The organism is Schaalia sp. HMT-172 (genome assembly GCF_030644365.1).
Taxonomy (GTDB): Bacteria; Actinomycetota; Actinomycetes; order Actinomycetales; family Actinomycetaceae; genus Pauljensenia.
Genome location: NZ_CP130058.1, coordinates 2,437,626 through 2,454,821, shown reverse-complemented (window position 1 = coordinate 2,454,821; position 17,196 = coordinate 2,437,626). Strand labels below are relative to the sequence as shown.

General features: G+C 66.4%; 18 protein-coding genes and 1 riboswitch. Of the genes, 9 read left to right on the top strand and 9 right to left on the bottom strand.

The annotated features are described in order from the left end of the window. Nucleotides 1-55: 55 nt before the first annotated feature. The 7 genes from QU663_RS10260 to QU663_RS10230 form a co-directional block, all read right to left on the bottom strand. A complete protein-coding gene (locus tag QU663_RS10260; protein ID WP_021610621.1) occupies nt 56-883 on the bottom strand; it encodes an IS3 family transposase in 828 nt (275 codons plus the stop codon). A 32-nt stretch (nt 884-915) separates the two neighbouring features. Then, complete coding sequence (locus QU663_RS10255) at nt 916-1,428, bottom strand: helix-turn-helix domain-containing protein (protein WP_021610620.1); 513 nt, start codon at nt 1,426-1,428, stop codon at nt 916-918. Between the two features lie 180 nt (nt 1,429-1,608). Beyond that, nucleotides 1,609-2,094, bottom strand: a complete 486-nt coding sequence (locus tag QU663_RS10250) for a hypothetical protein (protein ID WP_021611432.1) — start codon at nt 2,092-2,094, stop codon at nt 1,609-1,611. A gap of 5 nt (nt 2,095-2,099) precedes the next feature. Next, a complete protein-coding gene (locus QU663_RS10245; RefSeq protein WP_198010212.1) occupies nt 2,100-2,585 on the bottom strand; it encodes a hypothetical protein in 486 nt (161 codons plus the stop codon). A 3-nt stretch (nt 2,586-2,588) separates the two neighbouring features. Then, a complete protein-coding gene (locus tag QU663_RS10240) occupies nt 2,589-2,912 on the bottom strand; it encodes a hypothetical protein (protein ID WP_021611430.1) in 324 nt (107 codons plus the stop codon). Nucleotides 2,913-3,083: 171 nt separating this feature from the next. Beyond that, the gene (locus QU663_RS10235) at nt 3,084-4,418 is read right to left on the bottom strand and encodes a hypothetical protein (protein WP_021611429.1); all 1,335 of its coding nucleotides are present in this window, start codon (nt 4,416-4,418) and stop codon (nt 3,084-3,086) included. A gap of 10 nt (nt 4,419-4,428) precedes the next feature. Further along, on the bottom strand, nt 4,429-4,734 hold the full coding sequence (locus QU663_RS10230) for a hypothetical protein (RefSeq protein WP_021611428.1): 306 nt from the start codon (nt 4,732-4,734) through the stop codon (nt 4,429-4,431). 175 nt (nt 4,735-4,909) lie between these two features. Here QU663_RS10230 and QU663_RS10225 point away from each other — a divergent pair, with 175 nt between their 5' ends. The 3 genes from QU663_RS10225 to QU663_RS10215 all read left to right on the top strand — a co-directional run bounded on the left by QU663_RS10225 (nt 4,910) and on the right by QU663_RS10215 (nt 6,753). Beyond that, nucleotides 4,910-5,365, top strand: a complete 456-nt coding sequence (locus QU663_RS10225; RefSeq protein WP_003791248.1) for a RidA family protein — start codon at nt 4,910-4,912, stop codon at nt 5,363-5,365. Nucleotides 5,366-5,447: 82 nt separating this feature from the next. Further along, nucleotides 5,448-6,038 (top strand): DUF2249 domain-containing protein, encoded by a 591-nt coding sequence (locus QU663_RS10220; protein WP_304990586.1) that lies wholly within the window; start codon nt 5,448-5,450, stop codon nt 6,036-6,038. 235 nt (nt 6,039-6,273) lie between these two features. After that, nucleotides 6,274-6,753: a hypothetical protein gene (locus tag QU663_RS10215; RefSeq protein ID WP_021611372.1), complete on the top strand. Its 480-nt coding sequence runs from the start codon at nt 6,274-6,276 to the stop codon at nt 6,751-6,753. Nucleotides 6,754-7,587: 834 nt separating this feature from the next. On the opposite strand, the gene QU663_RS10210 is transcribed toward QU663_RS10215, so the two are convergent. Then, nucleotides 7,588-8,283, bottom strand: a complete 696-nt coding sequence (locus tag QU663_RS10210; RefSeq protein ID WP_269500593.1) for a DUF2218 domain-containing protein — start codon at nt 8,281-8,283, stop codon at nt 7,588-7,590. Between the two features lie 195 nt (nt 8,284-8,478). Between QU663_RS10210 and QU663_RS10205 the strand changes: the two genes are divergently transcribed. From QU663_RS10205 to QU663_RS10195, 3 genes are all read left to right on the top strand, one after another. Continuing rightward, entirely contained in the window at nt 8,479-9,951 is a 1,473-nt protein-coding gene (locus QU663_RS10205) for an amino acid permease (RefSeq protein WP_021611377.1), read from the top strand. Between the two features lie 28 nt (nt 9,952-9,979). Beyond that, nucleotides 9,980-10,081: riboswitch (TPP riboswitch) on the top strand. Between the two features lie 30 nt (nt 10,082-10,111). Then, the gene (locus QU663_RS10200; RefSeq protein ID WP_021611378.1) at nt 10,112-10,711 is read left to right on the top strand and encodes an ECF transporter S component; all 600 of its coding nucleotides are present in this window, start codon (nt 10,112-10,114) and stop codon (nt 10,709-10,711) included. Nucleotides 10,712-10,721: 10 nt separating this feature from the next. Beyond that, a complete protein-coding gene (locus QU663_RS10195) occupies nt 10,722-13,259 on the top strand; it encodes an ATP-binding cassette domain-containing protein (RefSeq protein ID WP_304990708.1) in 2,538 nt (845 codons plus the stop codon). Between the two features lie 22 nt (nt 13,260-13,281). Here QU663_RS10195 and QU663_RS10190 read toward each other — a convergent pair whose 3' ends face one another. Further along, entirely contained in the window at nt 13,282-14,133 is an 852-nt protein-coding gene (locus QU663_RS10190; RefSeq protein ID WP_021611395.1) for an MT-A70 family methyltransferase, read from the bottom strand. A 108-nt stretch (nt 14,134-14,241) separates the two neighbouring features. On the opposite strand from QU663_RS10190, the gene QU663_RS10185 reads away from it, so the two are divergent. Genes QU663_RS10185 through QU663_RS10175 form a run of 3 tightly spaced genes read left to right on the top strand, consistent with a single transcriptional unit; the run spans nt 14,242 to nt 17,150 of the window. Next, nucleotides 14,242-15,012, top strand: a complete 771-nt coding sequence (locus QU663_RS10185; protein WP_021611394.1) for a BglII/BstYI family type II restriction endonuclease — start codon at nt 14,242-14,244, stop codon at nt 15,010-15,012. Between the two features lie 7 nt (nt 15,013-15,019). After that, nucleotides 15,020-15,643, top strand: coding sequence for a hypothetical protein (locus QU663_RS10180; RefSeq protein ID WP_021611393.1), 624 nt, complete (start codon nt 15,020-15,022; stop codon nt 15,641-15,643). Nucleotides 15,644-15,647: 4 nt separating this feature from the next. Beyond that, nucleotides 15,648-17,150 carry a phosphatidylserine/phosphatidylglycerophosphate/cardiolipin synthase family protein gene (locus QU663_RS10175; protein ID WP_034480769.1) on the top strand — a complete coding sequence of 501 codons (1,503 nt, stop codon included), beginning with the start codon at nt 15,648-15,650 and terminating at the stop codon, nt 17,148-17,150. Nucleotides 17,151-17,196: the final 46 nt, after the last annotated feature.

Sequence of the window (17,196 nt, the reverse complement as noted above, 5' to 3'; positions counted from 1 at the left end):
CCCGCGTGTTTGTCTGAACTGCGCCCCGAAACTTGGACGCTTTAAATGGTAGCCGTTATGCGGCTTCCCGTAGGGCCTGATCCCGGTATTCTGCCGGGGTCAGGCCCTTGAGCTTTACTTGGCGTCTTGTTGTGTTCCAGTGCGTGATGTAGGCGTCGAGGTCGGCTTTGAAGCTCTCGAAGGTCTGCCAGTCTTGGCCGCGAAAGAACTCGTCCTTGATGTGCCCAAAAACCTGCTCGGTGGCACCGTTGTCGATGCAGTTGCCTTTGCGTGACATGCTCTGGATGAAACCGTTCTCGGCAAGCGCACTGATGTAGGTTCCGTGCTGGTACTGCCATCCCATGTCCGAGTGCAAGATCGGCTCGACCCCTGCTGGTTTGGCGTCCATGAGCATCTGGAGCATCTCTTGTTGCTGGGCGAGGTTGGGGCACATAGAGATGGAGTGGGCCACGATCTCTTTGCTGGCAAAATCGTAGACCGGAGCGAGGTAGGCCTTACCGAAGGAGAGCTTGAACTCGGTGACATCGGTACCCATTTTCTGCCAGGGCCCATCGGCTGTGAAGTCGCGGCCGATGATGTTGTCGAAGCTTTGCCCCACGTCCCCCTTGTAGGAGTTGTACCTGTGGTAGTTCGTCTCGCGGCGTATGCCGCAGCGCAGCCCCATCTCACGCATCATCTTCAAGACCGTCTTGTCGGCGATGCGCTCTCCTGCCTCAGCGCGCAGGCACATGGCTACCTGCCTGTGACCGCACCCGTTGGGGGTTCGCGAAAAGATCTGGGCGACCTTGGGCCGCAGATACGCCCTGGTTGGCTGCTGGGGGTGAGCCAGCGCGTAGTAGTAGCTCGACCTGGCAAGACCGGCGGCCTCGAGGAGATCACCCACCGCGTGTCCACGCCCTGAAAGCTCGGCGACCGCTAGGGCTTTGTCCCGGTTTGGGAGCGCCTCTGCGCCTTCAGGGCAATCGATTTTTTTAGGTACGCCACCTGTGCCTCGAGCTTACGCACGCGCTCGGCGAGTTCCTCCTCACGCGTTGGTGGCACTGCCCGTACTGATCCCTTTGGCCTGCCCTTAGGCTTAGGCATGAGGGCCTGCGCGCCGCCCTCACGGTACAGCCTGCACCAATTCTTCAGCGGTGTCGCGCTCGCAATACCGAAGCGCACCATCGCCTCAGGTTTACTCATCCCGTCATCAACCACGGCCCTGGCTGCGGCGACCTTGGTCTCATAGTCGTATTTGGTCCGCTTTACTTCCATGGCAAGAAGCCCATCCTTCCCAATTGCGCGGTACGTCTTCTGCCAGTGTCGCACGGCCTCAGCAGGCACACCCAGCCTCTTGGCGGTCAAACGATAGCCAAATCCCCTCTCAAACATCTCCACCGCCTGCTCCCGAAGCAAACGATCATGCCTCAACCGCAGATCCACAGACATGAAAAGCCTCCCATTCCCTGGACTTCAATTTCGATGTCCAAGAAACGGGAGGCAGTTCAGTCGGCACGCGGGGCACAGCCATGTCCACAACGGGAAGCACCGCCCACTCCGCTCCGATTGCCGGCGCCTGGCCCCGGCCTCGTCGATGGGAGGGAATACAGCCCGCGTCTGTGGCTGCGCCTAGCGTGCTGAGAATTTCTTCATCTCTTCCTCGTTGAGGTCGAGGCTGGGGTCTGGGTCGAAGCAGAATGTGATGAACCGGGGGTTGTACTCGCGGGCGCCAGGTGTGATAGCGAGCAGGGTAAAGGTACCGACGCCGTCGACGACGGCAGATTGGCCGATGGAGAGATCTTTATTGACCCACGAGTAAGGCCCTTGCCCATTTCCACCTTTGAGAGACGTGCGCTTCTGGTTCCGGTCATCTGGCGAAGAGTAGAAATAGTACGCCGGGTCGGTGTTTGCGGCGCGCGGACGCACGAGAGCCTCCTCCTGAGCCTTGAGGAGATATCCGGGGCATCCGTCCGTTGCGGTCGGTGTGCTGGTTGACGTGCTGGTCGGTGTGGGATCCGCCTGATGCGTGGTGGGCGCGCAGGCGCCGAGGAGCAGGGACAGACCGACGCAAGTTGCCGCGACGGTGTACAGGGGCTGGCGGAGCGTGTATCTCATGGGTGTTAGATCGTGCTGGAGACTTTGAAGTCGGGGTCGGGTTCGAAGCAGAAGGTGGCCGAGCCGTGGCCGTAGACGGCCTGTGCGGTCGTGATGTCAAGGAGGGTGAATGTGCCGATGGTTGGGACGTGCTTCGGCTCGCCGACGTAGAGGCTGTCGTCGATCCAGCCGGGGTAGCCGTCGGCCCACCCGCCGATGATATAAGCGTACATGGCACCGTTTTCGATGCCAACGTCGGATATAACGAAGGTTGGCTCGTTCCGGCTCTTTCCGGGGGCGAATTGTGCGGTTTCGTCGACGGTGGTGATCCATCCGTTGCACTCTGGCATGGGTGTGCTCCTCGTGGGTGACGGCGCGGGCGTCGGGGACGAGGACGTGGGTGTGGGTGTCGGGTGGGCGAAGGGAGTGGTGGGCGCGCAGGCGCCGAGGAGCAGGGCCAGGCCCGCGCAGGCGGCGGCCGCGTGCGCGGGCTGGCGGAGCGTGTATCTCATGGGTCAGATCGTGCTGGAGACTTCGAAGTCGGGGTCGGGTTCGAAGCAGAAGGTGGCCGAGCCGTGGCCGTAGACGGCCTGTGCGGTCGTGATGTCGAGGAGGGTGAATGTGCCGATGGTTGGGACGTGCTTCGGCTCGCCGACGAGGAGGCGGCCTTTGATCCAGCCGGGGTAGCCGGCGTCCCACCCGCCGACGATCGCGGCGTACATGGCGCCGTTCTCGATACCGACCTTGGAGATGACGAAGGTCGGCTCGTTTGGGTTCTTTCCGGGGGCGAATTGTGCGGTTTCGTCCACGGTGGTGATGTATCCGTTGCAGGCTTGCATGGGGGTGCTCCTCGTAGGTGACGGCGCGGGCGTCGGGCTCGCGGTGGTGATGGTTGGTGAGGGAGTCGGATCTGGCGTGTGGGGCGTCGGGAGGCACGCCGTGAGCAGGACACCTGCCGCCATGCAGGTGGACACGACGGTGCTTAGGAGTGGGAAAGCCTTGCGCATGGCCTATAGCTCTCCGATTGCGGTGTTGCCGTAGTACTTCTCATAGTCGTCCCAGGACAGAGTGAAGGTGGCGGGCGCGTTTCCACCCCCTGTTTTGGGGTTGAAGCCGTGTGGATTGCACAGGGTTACCCCATTTGTGTTGGCGGAAACAATGGTGTACGCATGCCCTTCGTAGAGGTCGATTTGAGTGGGTTGCCCATTGACCGTCGCATTAACTGAGGCCATGCCTTGTGTGTAGGTGGCGTCAGTGTTGATTGTGCTGGCCACCATGGGTTGTTGTAGTTTCGAGGCGGCGACTATTCTAATTCGATCGATAAGATCGTAGCTGCCTTCGCTTCCGTCTGACTCCAGTGTGGTAGCAGATTCCCCCGTCATAACCTTGAAAGAGTCGGCCGGCATACCACCACCTATGCCTGGCCGCTTGTTCCCTTCGCTGTTTGTGCCTCCTGGGTGGTTTTGTCCCCACGCGGCTTCCAGGATGGAGTAGACGCCCACGCGCCCCCCTTGGGTGGCGCCGTGAATGTACTTGCTGTGCACGAAGACCTCACGCCCCGGTGAGGCGTTGGGGTGAGCGGGGTCGTCTGGGAGTCGAACGAGGTAGCCATCGACGTTGCCGTGCTCGTCGTAGTGGGGCTTAATCATGGAAGCAAGTCTTCTTTGCCCCTCCGGGGTTTGGGCCAAGGCGGCCATGGAGGCCAGGAAGTAGCAGTCGCCGATCTGCCCCTGTTTCATTCCCTCCCAGTTGAACGTCCCGTTCTTGAGTGCGTCAAGGTCCTTCTGGATCTGGGCGTTCTCGTCGGCCGACAGCTGTCTCATCTGCCCGACTTCCGTGGGGTTCTTGTCGTTAACCTGGACGGGCTCGATGTGAACGATGCGCGCGAGGTCCTGCGCGCACCTGTCGGCGGCCCGCTTGACGGACTCGATTCGAATGAACGCCTCTAAAACGAGGACGCTGGCTGCGGGCATGTTTTCCACTCTGGCCGCCAGGGGGATAGGAGCATTGTCCACCTCTTCGTCGAGCTTTGACGCTTGATACCGCAGGTTCTCGATGTATTTCTGCCCCGCGCGTACCGCCCCCGCATAGACGCTGATCGCCGAGGATGCCGTCGTGCAATCACCCCCCAAGTTGATGTACCGGTTCCGCTGGCGCTCGAGTGATTTGTCGAAGTCCTCGCGCGCCCTACCTGCCCACTCGGGTGCCAGGTGTGCCGAGGACATCACGTCGTCGGCGAGGCCGTCGCAGTGGTTGCCGTAGGTATCCCACTCGGCGGCGAGCGAGGTGAGAAAATCGGCGTTTCCGGGGACGTCGTTGATCAGTGACTCAAAGTATCCGGTCACGATGGCTTCCTTACAGTGGCTGGTTGAGGTCCGAGCGGAACAATGCGGCCCATTGCTGATCGTTCTGCTTGCTCTGCTTTGCCGTGTCATGCAGCGCAGTATCGGTCGACGCATGCCATGTCTCGATAGTCGTGCGGCGTTTCCCAATCTTGGTCATGAAATCCGTGTACGTGAGCGTGAGTGAGAGAGAACCGAATCCCCCAATGCTTATGCCTAACAGACCAATGGCCTTGTCCGCTGCGAAGCTGTCCACGACGTCGTTCAGTTTTTTTGCGACGGCCTTGATCTGCTCCTCATTGATGGAAAAATCAGGCACGGTCCCTCCTCTACCGGTCGGCAAGTCTTCCTCACACCCTATGAGACAGCGCACAGGAAGTCAAGAATGCCCACCCCCTGCCCCGTGCGCCCGCCTGCCATCCCTTCGAGGCGCCCAACTACACTGGGATCAACGGACCAGCCCCGGCCTCGTCAATGACAACGAAAGGACCCCTATGCTCCCCTCCGAAAAACTCGCTGAACTCGGCCTAGAACTGCCCGCCGTCGCCACCCCCGTCGCCGCCTACGTGCCCGCCGTCATCGACCGCGGCGTCGTGCGCACCTCCGGCCAGATCCCCGTCGTGAACGGCGAGCCCGTGTGCATCGGCGCGGTCGGCGAGGACGGCGCGGACCCCGAGGACGCCAAGGACGCGGCGCGCGTGTGCGCCCTCAACGCCCTGGCCGCGGCGGCCTCCGTTGCGGGCGGCATCGACAACCTCGCGGGCGTCGTCAAGGTCGTTGGCTTCGTGTCCTCGCGCCCCGACTTCTACGGTCAGGCCGGCGTCATCAACGGCGCCTCCGAGCTCTTCGGCGAGATTTTCGGCAGCCAGCACGCGCGCAGCGCCGTCGGCGTCGCCGCCCTGCCCCTCAACGTCAGCGTCGAGGTCGAGGCCGAGTTCCTCATTAAGTGAACGCGCGGGCGCGGCTGAGGCGCGCCTACACTGTATGAGGTTTACCGAAATGGCCCTGCGGGCCGGAGGATAAGGAAAAGACATGACTGATCGTCAGATGTTCAAGCTGGTCGACGCCAACACGGTCCCTTCCGAGGACGGCGGCTGCGGTTGCGGCTGTGGTGGCGAGGGTAAGAAGGCGCGCGCCGAGCAGGCCGCTCCCGCCGAGGCCCCCGGCGCCGAGCAGGCCCCCGAGCAGGGCGGCTGTGGCTGCGGTGGCCACGGTGGCGGACACGGCCATGGTCACGGCCACGGCGCTGCCGCCCAGGCCGCCGAGGCCCCCGCCGAGCGCCCCCACGAGATGGCCGCCGAGCCCATCACCTCCACGGCGGGCGGCTGCGGCTGCGGAGGCCACGGCGGCGGACACGGCAAGGTTCACGCGGGCGGCGCCGGCGTCATCCACCGCCCCGGCGCGGACGAGCTCGTCATCCACTCCATCCCCCGCGTCGTGCGCCACGCGGTCCTCTTCGCGGCGGTCGACAACCTGCCCGTCGGCGAAAACCTCCAGATCTGCGCGCCCCACCAGCCCGAGCCGCTGTTCGCGCACCTGCAGGACTCGACGCAGCACTACCGCGTCGAAACCCTCGAGGCAGGCCCCGTCGACTGGCGCTACCGCATCACGCGCCTCGCCTGAGCGCCCCCCTACGCACGAGGCCGTGGCCGCCCCGCCATCTCCGGTGGGCCTGCCACGGCCTCGTCGTATGCGAACGAAGACCGCGGGGTTGAGGGCGTGTGACGCGCGGCTCGTCGTGCGCGCGACGACCGCGGGGTACCGACGCCTCGCGACCGAGTGTTGATGTGCCTGTGCGCGTGCTTCTTCGGGCGTCCATTCGCGTGCCTGCGAGCGCGCGAGCCGGTACCGTTGAGACATGAGCTTCTTTGACATGACTTCTGACGCCGACGGTGAGGACGACATGGACCGCGTCGAGACCGACGTGGTCGTGGACTGCGACATCGAGGCCGCGTGGGCGCTCGTGTCGGAGCCGGGCTGGTGGGTCAACGACGGCCCCCTGGGCGACCACGAGGTGAGCCGCGGCGACGATGGCCTCTACCACGTGAGCGACCCGGACGCCGGCGACTGGCTGATCGAGAAGGCCGACGAGGACCCCATGGACGTCGTCGCCTTCCGCTGGTACCCGCTCGCCGACGACGAGCTGCCCGACGAGTACGCGACCCGCGTCGAGGTCTCCCTCTCCGAGGAGCGCGGCGGCGTCGCCATCCACGTCGAGGAGTCCGGCCTGGCATCCGTCTCCGACGACGAGGCCGAGGCCCGCCAGGCGTACGAGGACGCGATCGGCATGTGGGAGCAGGTCCTGGTCGCGGCCAAGAACTACCTCGAGGGCCGCTGAACTTCTGAGCCCCCGTGCCGGCATCTGCTGATGCCGTTGAGGTTTCGTCGTCGCGGTATTTCGCCGGCATTGTTGATGGTCCGTCGTTTCGGCCTGTGCGGGTGTCGTTGACGGTCCATCGTCGCAGCATTTCGCCGGCGAATGACTCGTAGTGAGCGCGTTGCCAGACTGTGCACCCCCGCAGTCTCACGGCTGCGGGGGTTGTTTGTTGGTGTGGCGGTGTGCTGGGCGGCGGTGTGCGGGGCTGGCTTGGTTGTTCGTGGTGTGCGGCCGCTGGCGGATCGGCCGGTGGCGGCTTTGCGCATGTGTTCTGTCGGATACGCGCAGGTGCCCTGCGTTCCCACAAGTCGCATGCAATTCCCTCGTGGGCGTTTCAGATTGTGACATTAAATCGTTGGAATTCCAAGGTTTCTGAGGTGTGTGAAGGGAAGCCGCCGGGGGAATTGCATGCGAGATTCTTGAGGGTGTGTCGTGCACCCGATCTGTAGGCAATGCACCCGTTCTGATCAGGTGCAGCGCCACGTAAGAGGTGCAGCGCTACATAACGGGTGCAGCGCCTGGAGCGACGTCGCACAGGGTCCCAGTAAGAGGTGCGACGTCCCTTGATGTTGCATCCCTTTTCAAAGTCGCACGTAATTCCCCTGTGGGTGCTTCAACTTTCTAGTCAGAACGTTGGAATTCTGCGGCTTTGGGGTGCTACAAAGTGTGGTCGCCAGGGAATTACGTGCGGAATTGATGGGGTATGCCGCGTTAACTCCACTGTGCGTGCGGCGACGCCGGACCTACGCCGCGACCGGCCTACTCCGCCGCGCTCAGGTGCCGCAGGCCGCCGCTCTACTGGCCCGCCTCTCGCGCCGCCTTCTTGGCGCGCTCGCGCGCGTGGGCCTCAATGTCGGCCGGGGTCAGCGGCCCCTGAGTGGTGCCCTCGGAGCCGTCGGTGCGCTCCCACGCGATGGCCAGGCCGTCGCGCGCGCCGAATCGCGCCAGGTGAATGCCCGCGACATGCTCGAGGTGAGCAGCGCGCTCGGGGGTCGTGCGCAGCTCAAGCCGAAGATCCGACGGTGACGCGATCACGTCGAAGCGCCCCAGCACCGGCCCCTCGCGGTCGAACAGCAGGTAGCCGCTGGCCGTTTCTTCGTCCCACGCGCCCGTCACCTTGTGCGCCATGTGGCTCACGAGCTGCTTGCCGTAACGCGCCGCGCGCTGCGTGGGCACGATAGCCGTGGAGGCCAGGGGGAACGAGGCCGTGGCGGGCTCCTCTGGTGTCGTGTCGACGGGCGCGGGCGTGGTGGGGTTGCTGGTGATGGTGTGGACGTGCGCGGCAGCGTCGAAGGTGCCGGCAGTGTCGAGGGCGTCGGCAGCGCCCAGGGTGCCGACCATGGCGGGCTCCTCTGGTGTCGCGTCGACGGGCGCGGGCGTGGTGGGGCTGCTGGAGGTGGTTTCAGTGGAGTGGGCGGGAGCGCCCGAGGTGGCCGTGGGGGAGTGGGCGGTTGAGGCCTCGTCGAGGGAGGAGCTGCTCTCTGATGTCATAAGGCTAACCTAACGTGCTTGGTCGCTTCGTGCGCAGCGGCGGCTTGAAAAGCGCTCGAGGCGTGCTATGTGACACCTGGATTCGGACGTGGGCGGGCTATTGCGGTAGCGTTGGAGGGTCAAGCGCGCTCCGCGCGCGCGCAAAGACCGCGCAAAGCGCCGCCCGCGGGCGGCAACCGGCGGAAAGGAAAACGAATGAGCAGCGAGCCAGTCGTGCACGACGAGCCCCGTCAGGAGGGCGGCGAAAAGCTCCAGCGAAACCTGAAGAATCGCCATATTCAGCTGATCGCCATCGGCGGTGCGATCGGTACGGGCCTGTTCATGGGCTCGGGCAAGACGATCTCCGTCGCGGGCCCCTCGATCCTGCTGGTCTACATGATCATCGGCGCGGTCCTGTTCCTGTTCATGCGCACGCTCGGCGAGCTGCTGCTCTCCGATCGCAAGTACGCGACCTTCGCGGACATCGCGCGCGACCTGATCGGCCCGTGGGCGGGCTTCGTGACGGGGTGGACGTACTGGGCGTGCTGGGTCGTCACCGGCGTCGCGGACATGATCGCGATCACCGGCTATACGCACTTCTGGTGGCCGAGCCTGCCTGCGTGGATCCCCATCACCGCCACGACCCTGCTGCTCTTCGCCCTCAACGCGATGACGGTCAAGGCCTTCGGTGAGACGGAGTTTTGGTTCGCGCTCGTCAAGATCATCGCGATCATCGCCCTGGTCATCGTCGGTTTCGCTATGGTCGCCATGGGCACGATCGACGAGGAGGGAACCGCCGCCGCAGTCTCGAACCTGTGGAGCCACGGCGGCTTCTTCCCCAACGGATTCACCGGCTTCCTGGGTGGCTTCCAGATCGCGCTCTTCGCCTTCATCGGCATCGAAATGGTCGGCACGACGGTCGCGGAAACCGACGACCCGGACACCACTCTCCCCAAGGCCGTCAACTCCATTCCCGTGCGCATCATGCTCTTCTACGTGGCGGCCCTTGCGGCCATCATGATGGTGACCCCCTGGGACCAGGTGAGCCCCGAGCGCTCGCCTTTCGTCACGATGTTCTCCCTGACTGGCCTGGGCGCGGCGGCCACGATCGTCAACCTCGTCGTGCTCTCCTCGGCAGCGTCCAGCGCGAACTCGGGCATCTACTCCACCTCGCGCATGCTCTACGGCCTGGCCCGCCAGGAGCAGGCGCCCAGCATCTTCGCGCGCCTCTCGAAGCATCACGTGCCCCTCAACGCCCTGTTCTTGTCATGCGTGTGCCTGCTGACGGCTATCATCATCATGGCGACGGGCGGCTCGATCTCCGCGGCCTTTACGCTGGTGACCTCGGTCTCGGCCACCCTCTTCATGGGCGTGTGGGTCGTCATCGTCGTGTCCTACCTGGTGTACCTGCGTAAGCGCCCCCACCTGCACAAGGAATCGCACTTCAAGTCGCCCGGCGGTGCCGTCGGCGCGTGGGTGGTCCTGGCGTTCATGGGGGCCATGGGCGTCATCCTGGCGATGTGGGACGATACCCGCCCCGGCCTCGTCTATTCCCTGGTGTGGATCGCGTTCATCGTGGGCGCGGCCTTCGCGAACCGCCACTTCCTGCTGCGTCGCGCGGCGCGCGGAGTCCTGGGCGATGGGGGGACGGGCGAGGGGCCCCATCAGGGCCCTCACCTGCACGAGTAGCGCGATGAATACTAAGTGACTATGCTCACTAGCGTGCCACGGGAGCTCGACGCGAGCTGAGAGGGGACCACCCCCGACCGTAGAACCTGATCCGGATCATACCGGCGTAGGAAGGCTCTTCCCTCGTGGCCGCCGTGCAACACGAAGGGAGTATTCTCGCATGGCTACCACCGCTCGGTCCCTCCGCTGGAGGGTCATCGACATCGTCACCGCCGCCGTCCTGGGCGTCGCGTGCGGCCTTATTTTTGCTGTTTGGAACCAGGTGGGTAATGCCGCTTTGGAGGGCCTCAAGGCCATAACCCCCGGCCTGGACGGGCTTGCGACGGGCATCTGGCTGCTGGGCGGCACGCTCGGCGGCTACGTCATCCGCAAGCCGGGTGCTGCGCTCTTCGTGGAGCTGGTGGCGGCGACCGTCTCCATGGGCCTGGGCTCGCAGTGGGCGGTGGAGACGCTGTACTCGGGCCTCGCGCAGGGCCTCGGCGCCGAGATCGTGTTTGTGCTTCTTGCTTACCGTCGCTTCAACGTGTGGGTCGCTGCCGCCGCTGGTGGGCTGTCCTTCGCCTGCGAGTGGTTCCTTGAGCTCTTCACGGAGGGCAACCTCGCGAAGGGCGTGCCCTACAACGCCATCTACCTGGCGTGCGGCGCGCTCTCGGGCATCGTCCTCGCCGGAGTTCTTGCGTGGGCGCTGACGAACGCGCTGGCAAAGACGGGCGCCCTGGATCGTTTCGCCTCGGGCCGAGGAGCGCGCGAGCTTGTCTGATTCCCGCTCCATGAACGAGGCCCACTCCGCCTCCCCCCGCCCCGTGTCCTCCCCGGATGGCCAGGTGCCGGCGGGTGAGGGGGCGGGCGCGCGCGTGCACGCGCGCGGATGGGGATGGCGTCACGCCGGGCGCAAGAACGCCGCGCTGTCGGGCGTTGATCTCGATATCGCGCCGGGCGAGCGCGTGCTGGTGCTCGGCCCGTCCGGCTCCGGCAAGTCGACGCTCATGGGCGGCCTGGCGGGCCTGCTGGGTGGCGCCGAGGAGGGCGAGGCCACCGGCACGCTCACCGTCGACGGCGTCGCTCCGGCCGAGGCGAGGGGCCGCGTGGGCCTCCTCATGCAGGACCCCGAGGCCCAGGTGGTCCTGGCCCGCGTGGGTGACGACGTGGCCTTCGGCATGGAGAACCTGGGGGTTCCCCGCGAGGAGATATGGCCTCGCGTGGAGGAGTCCCTCGGCGCGGTGGGCCTGGACGCGCCCCTTGATCATTCGACGACGGAGCTGTCGGGCGGGCAGAAGCAGCGCCTGGCGCTCGCGTCGATTCTCGCGATGGGCCCGGGCCTGCTGCTCCTGGACGAGCCAACCGCGAACCTGGATCCGAGCGGCATCGCCGAGGTGCGTGCCGCCGTCGAGGCCGTCGTGGAGCGTACGGGCGCGACGATGGTGGTCGTCGAGCATCGCGTGGACGTGTGGGCGCCCCTCGTGGACCGCGTCATCGTGGTGGCCGACGGTCGCATCGCCGCCGACGGCCCCCTGAGAGAGGTCCTTGAGCAGCAGGGCGACGCCCTGCGCGAGCGCGGCATCTGGCTTCCCGGCGACGACGTCGCCGCCGAGGTCGGCCCCGCGCCCGAGGTTGCCCCGGCCTCGTCCGAGGATTCCCCCATCGCCCGCGTCACCGACCTTTCGATCGGCTACGATAAGGCCTCCCCCGTGCGGTCCGGCATCGACCTGACGCTCGAGCGTGGCGTGTCCACCTGCATCGTTGGCGCTAACGGCGCCGGAAAGTCGACCTTCGCGCTGACGTTGGCTGGCCTCCTGCCGCCCATCGCGGGCACCGTCGAGGTCCAGACCTCCGACGGCACGGCAGGCGACCCCCACGAGTGGAGCAGCAAGCAGCTCCTGGGCCGCATGTCCATGGTCTTCCAGGAGCCCGAGTACCAGTTCCTGGCCTCCACCGTCGCAGAGGAACTCGCCATCGGCCCGCGCGCCGTCGGCATGACCGAGGAGGAGATCGCCCCCCTCGTCGAGGAACACATGGAGGCCCTGGGCCTGACCAGGCTCGCTCGCGCCAACCCCATGACGCTGTCGGGCGGCGAGAAGCGCCGCCTGTCGGTGGCGACCGCGCTCATCAGCGCCCCCGAGCTGCTCATCCTCGACGAGCCGACCTTCGGGCAGGACCGCGGCACGTGGCTGGGCCTCGTGCGCCTCCTGCGCGCCGCCCTCGCGCGCGGCGTCACCCTGGTGTCGATCACGCACGACCCCGCGTTCGTGGCCGCGATGGGCCAGCGCGTCGTCGACCTGGGGTTGCTTGGGACCCGAGGCGGGGGAGTGCCGCGCGATTCCGCCGAGTCCGCGCTCGCCTCCCCACTTGACGAGGCCTCCTCTGGTTGCGCGTCCCGCACGAGTGTCGGGTCGGAACCTGGCGATAGCGCGGACGAGGCCGGGGCCGGGCCTTCCGGTAGCGCTCACGATGAGGGCGCACAGCCTGCGACGAATGTGGTCCCCGCTCACGCGAGCGACGTTCAGAGTGGCGGACAGTGTGACGCACAGGCCGCCTCCGCCCGAGCGCGCCGGCGTGGCCTCCTGGCCCGCACCAACCCCGTCGCCCGCGTGCTTGCCCTCCTGGTGGCGACCACGCCGCTGCTCATCACCATCGACCCCGTGAGCGCGGGCGTGGCCCTCGCCCTCGAGCTGGCCCTCGTGCCCCTGTCGGGCGTGTCGGCGCGCAGCTTCTTCCTGAAGGCCACGCCGCTGGCGCTGGCCGCGCCCCTCGGCGCCCTCTCGATGCTGCTCTACGCCTCACCCGGCGGGCACGTCTACTGGTCTTTCGGGCCTGCGGCGATCTCCGAGCACTCGATGTGGCTGGCCTCGGGCATCGGCTTGCGCATGTGCGCGCTCGTCGTCCCCGCGATCGCCCTGCTCGACCGCATCGACCCGACCGACATGGGCGACGGCCTCGCGCAGATCCTGCACCTGCCCGCCCGGCCGGTCCTGGCCGCGCTCGCGGGCGCGCGCATGACCTCGTTGATGGCCGCCGACTGGAAGGCCCTGGAGCGGGCCCGACGCGCCCGAGGCGTGGGCGACGCCTCGCGCATCCGTTCCTTCCTGCGCGGCTCCTTCTCGCTGCTGGTCTTCGCGCTGCGTCGCTCCGGCAAGCTCGCGACCACCATGGAGGCGAGGGGCTTCGGCGCTGCTGGCAGGCGCACGTGGGCGCGCCCCTCGCGCCTGCGCGCCGCCGACGCGGCCCTCATGGCGGTCGCCATCGCCGTTCCCGCCATCGCGCTGACGGTCAGCGTGATGGCTGGGACCTTCGCGCTGGTGGGCCGATGAACGGCGATGGGCGCTCCGCGACCTAGTCGCCTGTGCTCGCCGCCTGGGGGCGTGCCCCGCGCTGCCTCAACGGGGTGTTGGCGAGCGCGAGGTAGCGGCGCACCCGCGCGATCGAGTAGCCGTGCTGTGCGGCGAGGTCGCTGATCGAGGCGCCCTCTTCGTACTGGCGGCGCAGCTGCGCGCTGACCGCGAGCTCGGAGTCGTGCGGGAGGCGCTGGTGGGATTCGAGCGTCGGGAGGGCGGTGAGTGGACGCTCGATCTGTCCGCCGGCGTATCCGCTGTAGACGCGGCCCTGCGGTTCGATGCTTTCGTCTGCTTCGTTTCCCCAGACGGACCAGCCGGGTCGCGGGTAGCGTGCGAACATCTCGAGGTAGGGGCCGGGCGAGCAGGCTTCGATCAGCTCGTATTGCTCGTCGGGCTTTCGGGAGTGTTCGCGCTTGCGGGTCTCGATCATGTTGACCTGGCGGCGCCCGGGGGCGAGCGTGCGCATTTTGCCGCGGACGCCGAACAGGAGCAGCTCCGTGACGTTACGGAAATAGAAGCCGACGCCGCGCCCGTCGGGTCCGCCGTCCTTGCGTCGTTTCGCCCAGACGATGTTGGAGACGTAGCGGAATCCCCATGCGGTCATGACGTCGAGTCCCTCCGGGAGGAGGGCGTTAGGGACCCACAGGTACAGGTGTGCGTTGGGTGCTGCGACGTCGGCGACGGGCAGGTCCTTGATGGCGTCGAGGGGCATCGTGCCGTAGCGGCCGAGGCGCTTGTGTTCGGGTGCGACTTTGCCTGTCCGGTTCTGGAATCTCCACGGCGGGTCGGACAGGACCGTCGAAAATCCGCCCGCGACGGTGGGGAGGGGGGCGTAGGGCTCGTCTGTCATGCTCCCATGGTAGTACCATTTAGATCTAAATATAGATCTAAATTGAGGCGTGTTGCGTGGTGTCGCCCATGCGACAGATGCCGCCGGTGGCCGTGTTACGATGACGAAATGATCCAGACAGCGTCGTACGATAACCCGGATATTGTTCTCCCGAGCATCCGCGACAGGTATTCGTTTTTCGAAGTGAGAAATGCGTGCGGTGTCCTCGCCGCTGTCGCCCGCGATGAGTGGATGGATATTATCGAGGTATTGGATGATTTTAGCTTTTCGGCGAACCTCCTTCTCCAAAGAGGTAAGAATAACTCCGAGATGGCGGATCGCCTCAATAGGGCGCTGCGGGATCGGGGATGGGCCGAATGCAAGTACGTCGTTCGGCGCGAGGGACGCATCGACTATCGCAGAAAAGGCCTCGCTTCTGAAATCCTCCCCGTCGCCGAGATCCCGTCCTATTGGGTGGACAATCGCAAAGGCCGCGTCCTAGTCGACGTGGAGTGGAACGCGAAAGATGGGAATCTCGACCGCGACCTCGCCGCCTATCGCGCCTGGTACGAGGACGGCCTCATCGACGGGGCAGTCATCATCACGAAAGACCGTCCATCACTCCTTGATCTTGCGTTGGGCTTATGGGCGGACTATCGCGGCGCCTGCGTGGACGAGGTCAACGCTGCAACGCGCTGTCCCGAAAAGAAGAGGGACGATCGCCAGCAGGAATTGGCCCTACCGTGCGACCTCACCACGACGACCGTGACGAGCCTGGACAAAGCAAAACCGCGCGTCGATCGCGGAGAGGCCGGCACATGCCCGGTGGCCGTCATCGCAGTCAGCGAGCGCACGTGGGACGGCACCCCGTATGGGTCGGCCACCCCTGTCCTCCAGTGAGGATGCGATGAGCGGCCAAGCCGTGCCCCTCGCAGTGGCGCCGGGCGGGGGAGCGAGGGTCACCGTGCCCGTGTCCCTCGCTCCCGACGAGGCGGCCCGCGACCTCGCCCCGCGCCTGCTCGCGCTCTCGGGGGAGGGGACCCCGGCCTCGTCGATCGACAGGCGCGCGGGCGTCGACGTGCCCGATGCCCACGCGCCGCGTGGCGTCCCCGTCGTCACCATCGACGGCTACTCCGGCTCCGGCAAGTCCACGCTGGCCGCCGCCCTCGCGCGCCTCCTGCCCGGCTGGCAGGTCCTCCACCTCGACGACTGGTACCCGGGCTGGGACGGCCTCGCCCAGGGCGCCGAGGTCGCCCGTCGAATCGCCGCCGACCTGCGGGAAGGCCGAGCCTCGTCCTACGTCACCTGGGACTGGGAGACCAACACAAGCGGTCTCGCCGTTGAAGTCCCCCTGGCCCCCACGATCATCGAGGGCTGCGGCGCCTGGGACGCCGACGCCGACCTGTCGGTGTGGATCGCCGACCCCGGCGAGGCCGAGCGGCGCAGGCGGGCGCTCGCCCGCGACGGCGCGACCTACGCGCCACACTGGCAGCGCTGGGCCATGCAGGATCGGGGCCGCTCGATAGACTAGGCACATGTTTACGCCGCCCCCCGAACCTCCGATGTGGGCGTGGCTCCTGTTCGGGGCCGTCGATTTCGCCATCCGTATCGTGGCGCTTGGCGTCGTTCCGAAACGCCGCCGAGCCTCCACCTCCACCGCGTGGCTGCTTCTCATCTTCCTGTGGCCCCTCCTCGGCGTCCCCCTCTACATCATCTTCGGATCTTGGTGGGCCATGGGGCGCCGCCTCGATGACGACCCCGAGGCCAGCGCCCTCGTCGACACCATCCTCGCAGGCTCCGCCAGGCCCGAGCCGACCACCTACGATGCGCCCGGCGGAAACGACGGCGATGCGGCCGCGCTCATGCGCCTGACCGGCGCCCTGAGCGGCTTCCCCGACTCCTGCGGGCACGTCGTCGCGCTCCACAACGACACGGCCGAGACCTTCCGGCAGATGGCCGCCAGCATCGACCGGGCAACCCACCACGTCAACGCGCTCTACTTCCAGACGTCGTGGGACGAGTACACCGCCCCCTTCTACGAGGCCCTCGAACGCGCGAAGGCCCGCGGCGTCACCGTCCGTCTCCTCGTCGACCACCACGGGCTGCGCACGATCCCCGGTCACAAAGCCTTTCGGCGTCGCCTCGACGACATGGGGATCCTCTGGCACGAGATGCTGCCCTTCGCGCCCCTGCGCGGGCACATCCGCCGCCCCGACCTGCGCAACCACCGCAAGATCCTGGTCGTCGACGGGCGCGAGGCCTACATCGGATCCCACAACCTGGTGGCCCCCGACTACGACACGCCCTCATTCCAGAAAGCCGGCATCACCTACGACGACACCAGCGTGAGCCTCACCGGCCCCATCGTCACCCAGATCGAGGCCGTCTTTGCCCTCGACTGGTACTACGCCAGCAGGGAGGTTCTCACCCCCGCCGACCTCACCCCACCCACCGCGCGCGAGGAGGAAGCGCCCGAGGAGGCCCCGGCCTCGTCGATGCAGATCATCCCCTCGGGCCCGGCGTTCCGAGACGAACCCAACCTGCGGGCCTTCGTGCACATGGTGTCATCGGCGCGCTCTCACGTGTCCATCGCGAGCCCCTACTTCATCCCCGACGAGGCGCTCATCGCCGCGCTGACGAACGCCGCCCTGTCCGGCGTCGAGGTCGAGCTCTTCCTGTCCGAGCAATTCGACCAATTCCTGGTCGGGCACGCTCAGCGTTCGTATTACGGGATGCTCCTCAAGGCGGGTGTGCGCATCCACCTGTACCGCAAGCCCACGATGCTGCATTCCAAGTACGTGGTCGTCGACGGCAGCCTGTGCGCCATCGGATCGTCGAACATGGATGTGCGCTCCTTCGGCCTCAACTACGAGATCACGCTCGTCGCCGATGACGCGCGCCTGGTCGAGCTGCTGCACGGTAATGACGAACGTAACCGTGAGCGCTCGCGCGAGCTGACCTACGAGGAGTGGCGGGGTCAGCCGTGGCACGTGCACTACGTCGACAACGTGTGCCGACTGTGGAGCTCGCTCCTGTGAGCGCCTCGGGGGACGAGGCCGTGGCCGGGGCGCGCACATACTCCTC

Bases quoted from the DNA above. Each gene is read 5' to 3' on its own strand.
- QU663_RS10255 (WP_021610620.1), bottom strand. From the start codon at position 1,428: ATGTCTGTGGATCTGCGGTTGAGGCATGATCGTTTGCTTCGGGAGCAG.
- QU663_RS10250 (WP_021611432.1), bottom strand. From the start codon at position 2,094: ATGAGATACACGCTCCGCCAGCCCCTGTACACCGTCGCGGCAACTTGC.
- QU663_RS10245 (WP_198010212.1), bottom strand. From the start codon at position 2,585: ATGAGATACACGCTCCGCCAGCCCGCGCACGCGGCCGCCGCCTGCGCG.
- QU663_RS10240 (WP_021611430.1), bottom strand. From the start codon at position 2,912: ATGCAAGCCTGCAACGGATACATCACCACCGTGGACGAAACCGCACAA.
- QU663_RS10225 (WP_003791248.1), top strand. From the start codon at position 4,910: ATGCTCCCCTCCGAAAAACTCGCTGAACTCGGCCTAGAACTGCCCGCC.
- QU663_RS10220 (WP_304990586.1), top strand. From the start codon at position 5,448: ATGACTGATCGTCAGATGTTCAAGCTGGTCGACGCCAACACGGTCCCT.
- QU663_RS10215 (WP_021611372.1), top strand. From the start codon at position 6,274: ATGAGCTTCTTTGACATGACTTCTGACGCCGACGGTGAGGACGACATG.
- QU663_RS10210 (WP_269500593.1), bottom strand. From the start codon at position 8,283: ATGACATCAGAGAGCAGCTCCTCCCTCGACGAGGCCTCAACCGCCCAC.
- QU663_RS10205 (WP_021611377.1), top strand. From the start codon at position 8,479: ATGAGCAGCGAGCCAGTCGTGCACGACGAGCCCCGTCAGGAGGGCGGC.
- QU663_RS10200 (WP_021611378.1), top strand. From the start codon at position 10,112: ATGGCTACCACCGCTCGGTCCCTCCGCTGGAGGGTCATCGACATCGTC.
- QU663_RS10195 (WP_304990708.1), top strand. From the start codon at position 10,722: ATGAACGAGGCCCACTCCGCCTCCCCCCGCCCCGTGTCCTCCCCGGAT.
- QU663_RS10190 (WP_021611395.1), bottom strand. From the start codon at position 14,133: ATGACAGACGAGCCCTACGCCCCCCTCCCCACCGTCGCGGGCGGATTT.
- QU663_RS10185 (WP_021611394.1), top strand. From the start codon at position 14,242: ATGATCCAGACAGCGTCGTACGATAACCCGGATATTGTTCTCCCGAGC.
- QU663_RS10180 (WP_021611393.1), top strand. From the start codon at position 15,020: ATGAGCGGCCAAGCCGTGCCCCTCGCAGTGGCGCCGGGCGGGGGAGCG.
- QU663_RS10175 (WP_034480769.1), top strand. From the start codon at position 15,648: ATGTTTACGCCGCCCCCCGAACCTCCGATGTGGGCGTGGCTCCTGTTC.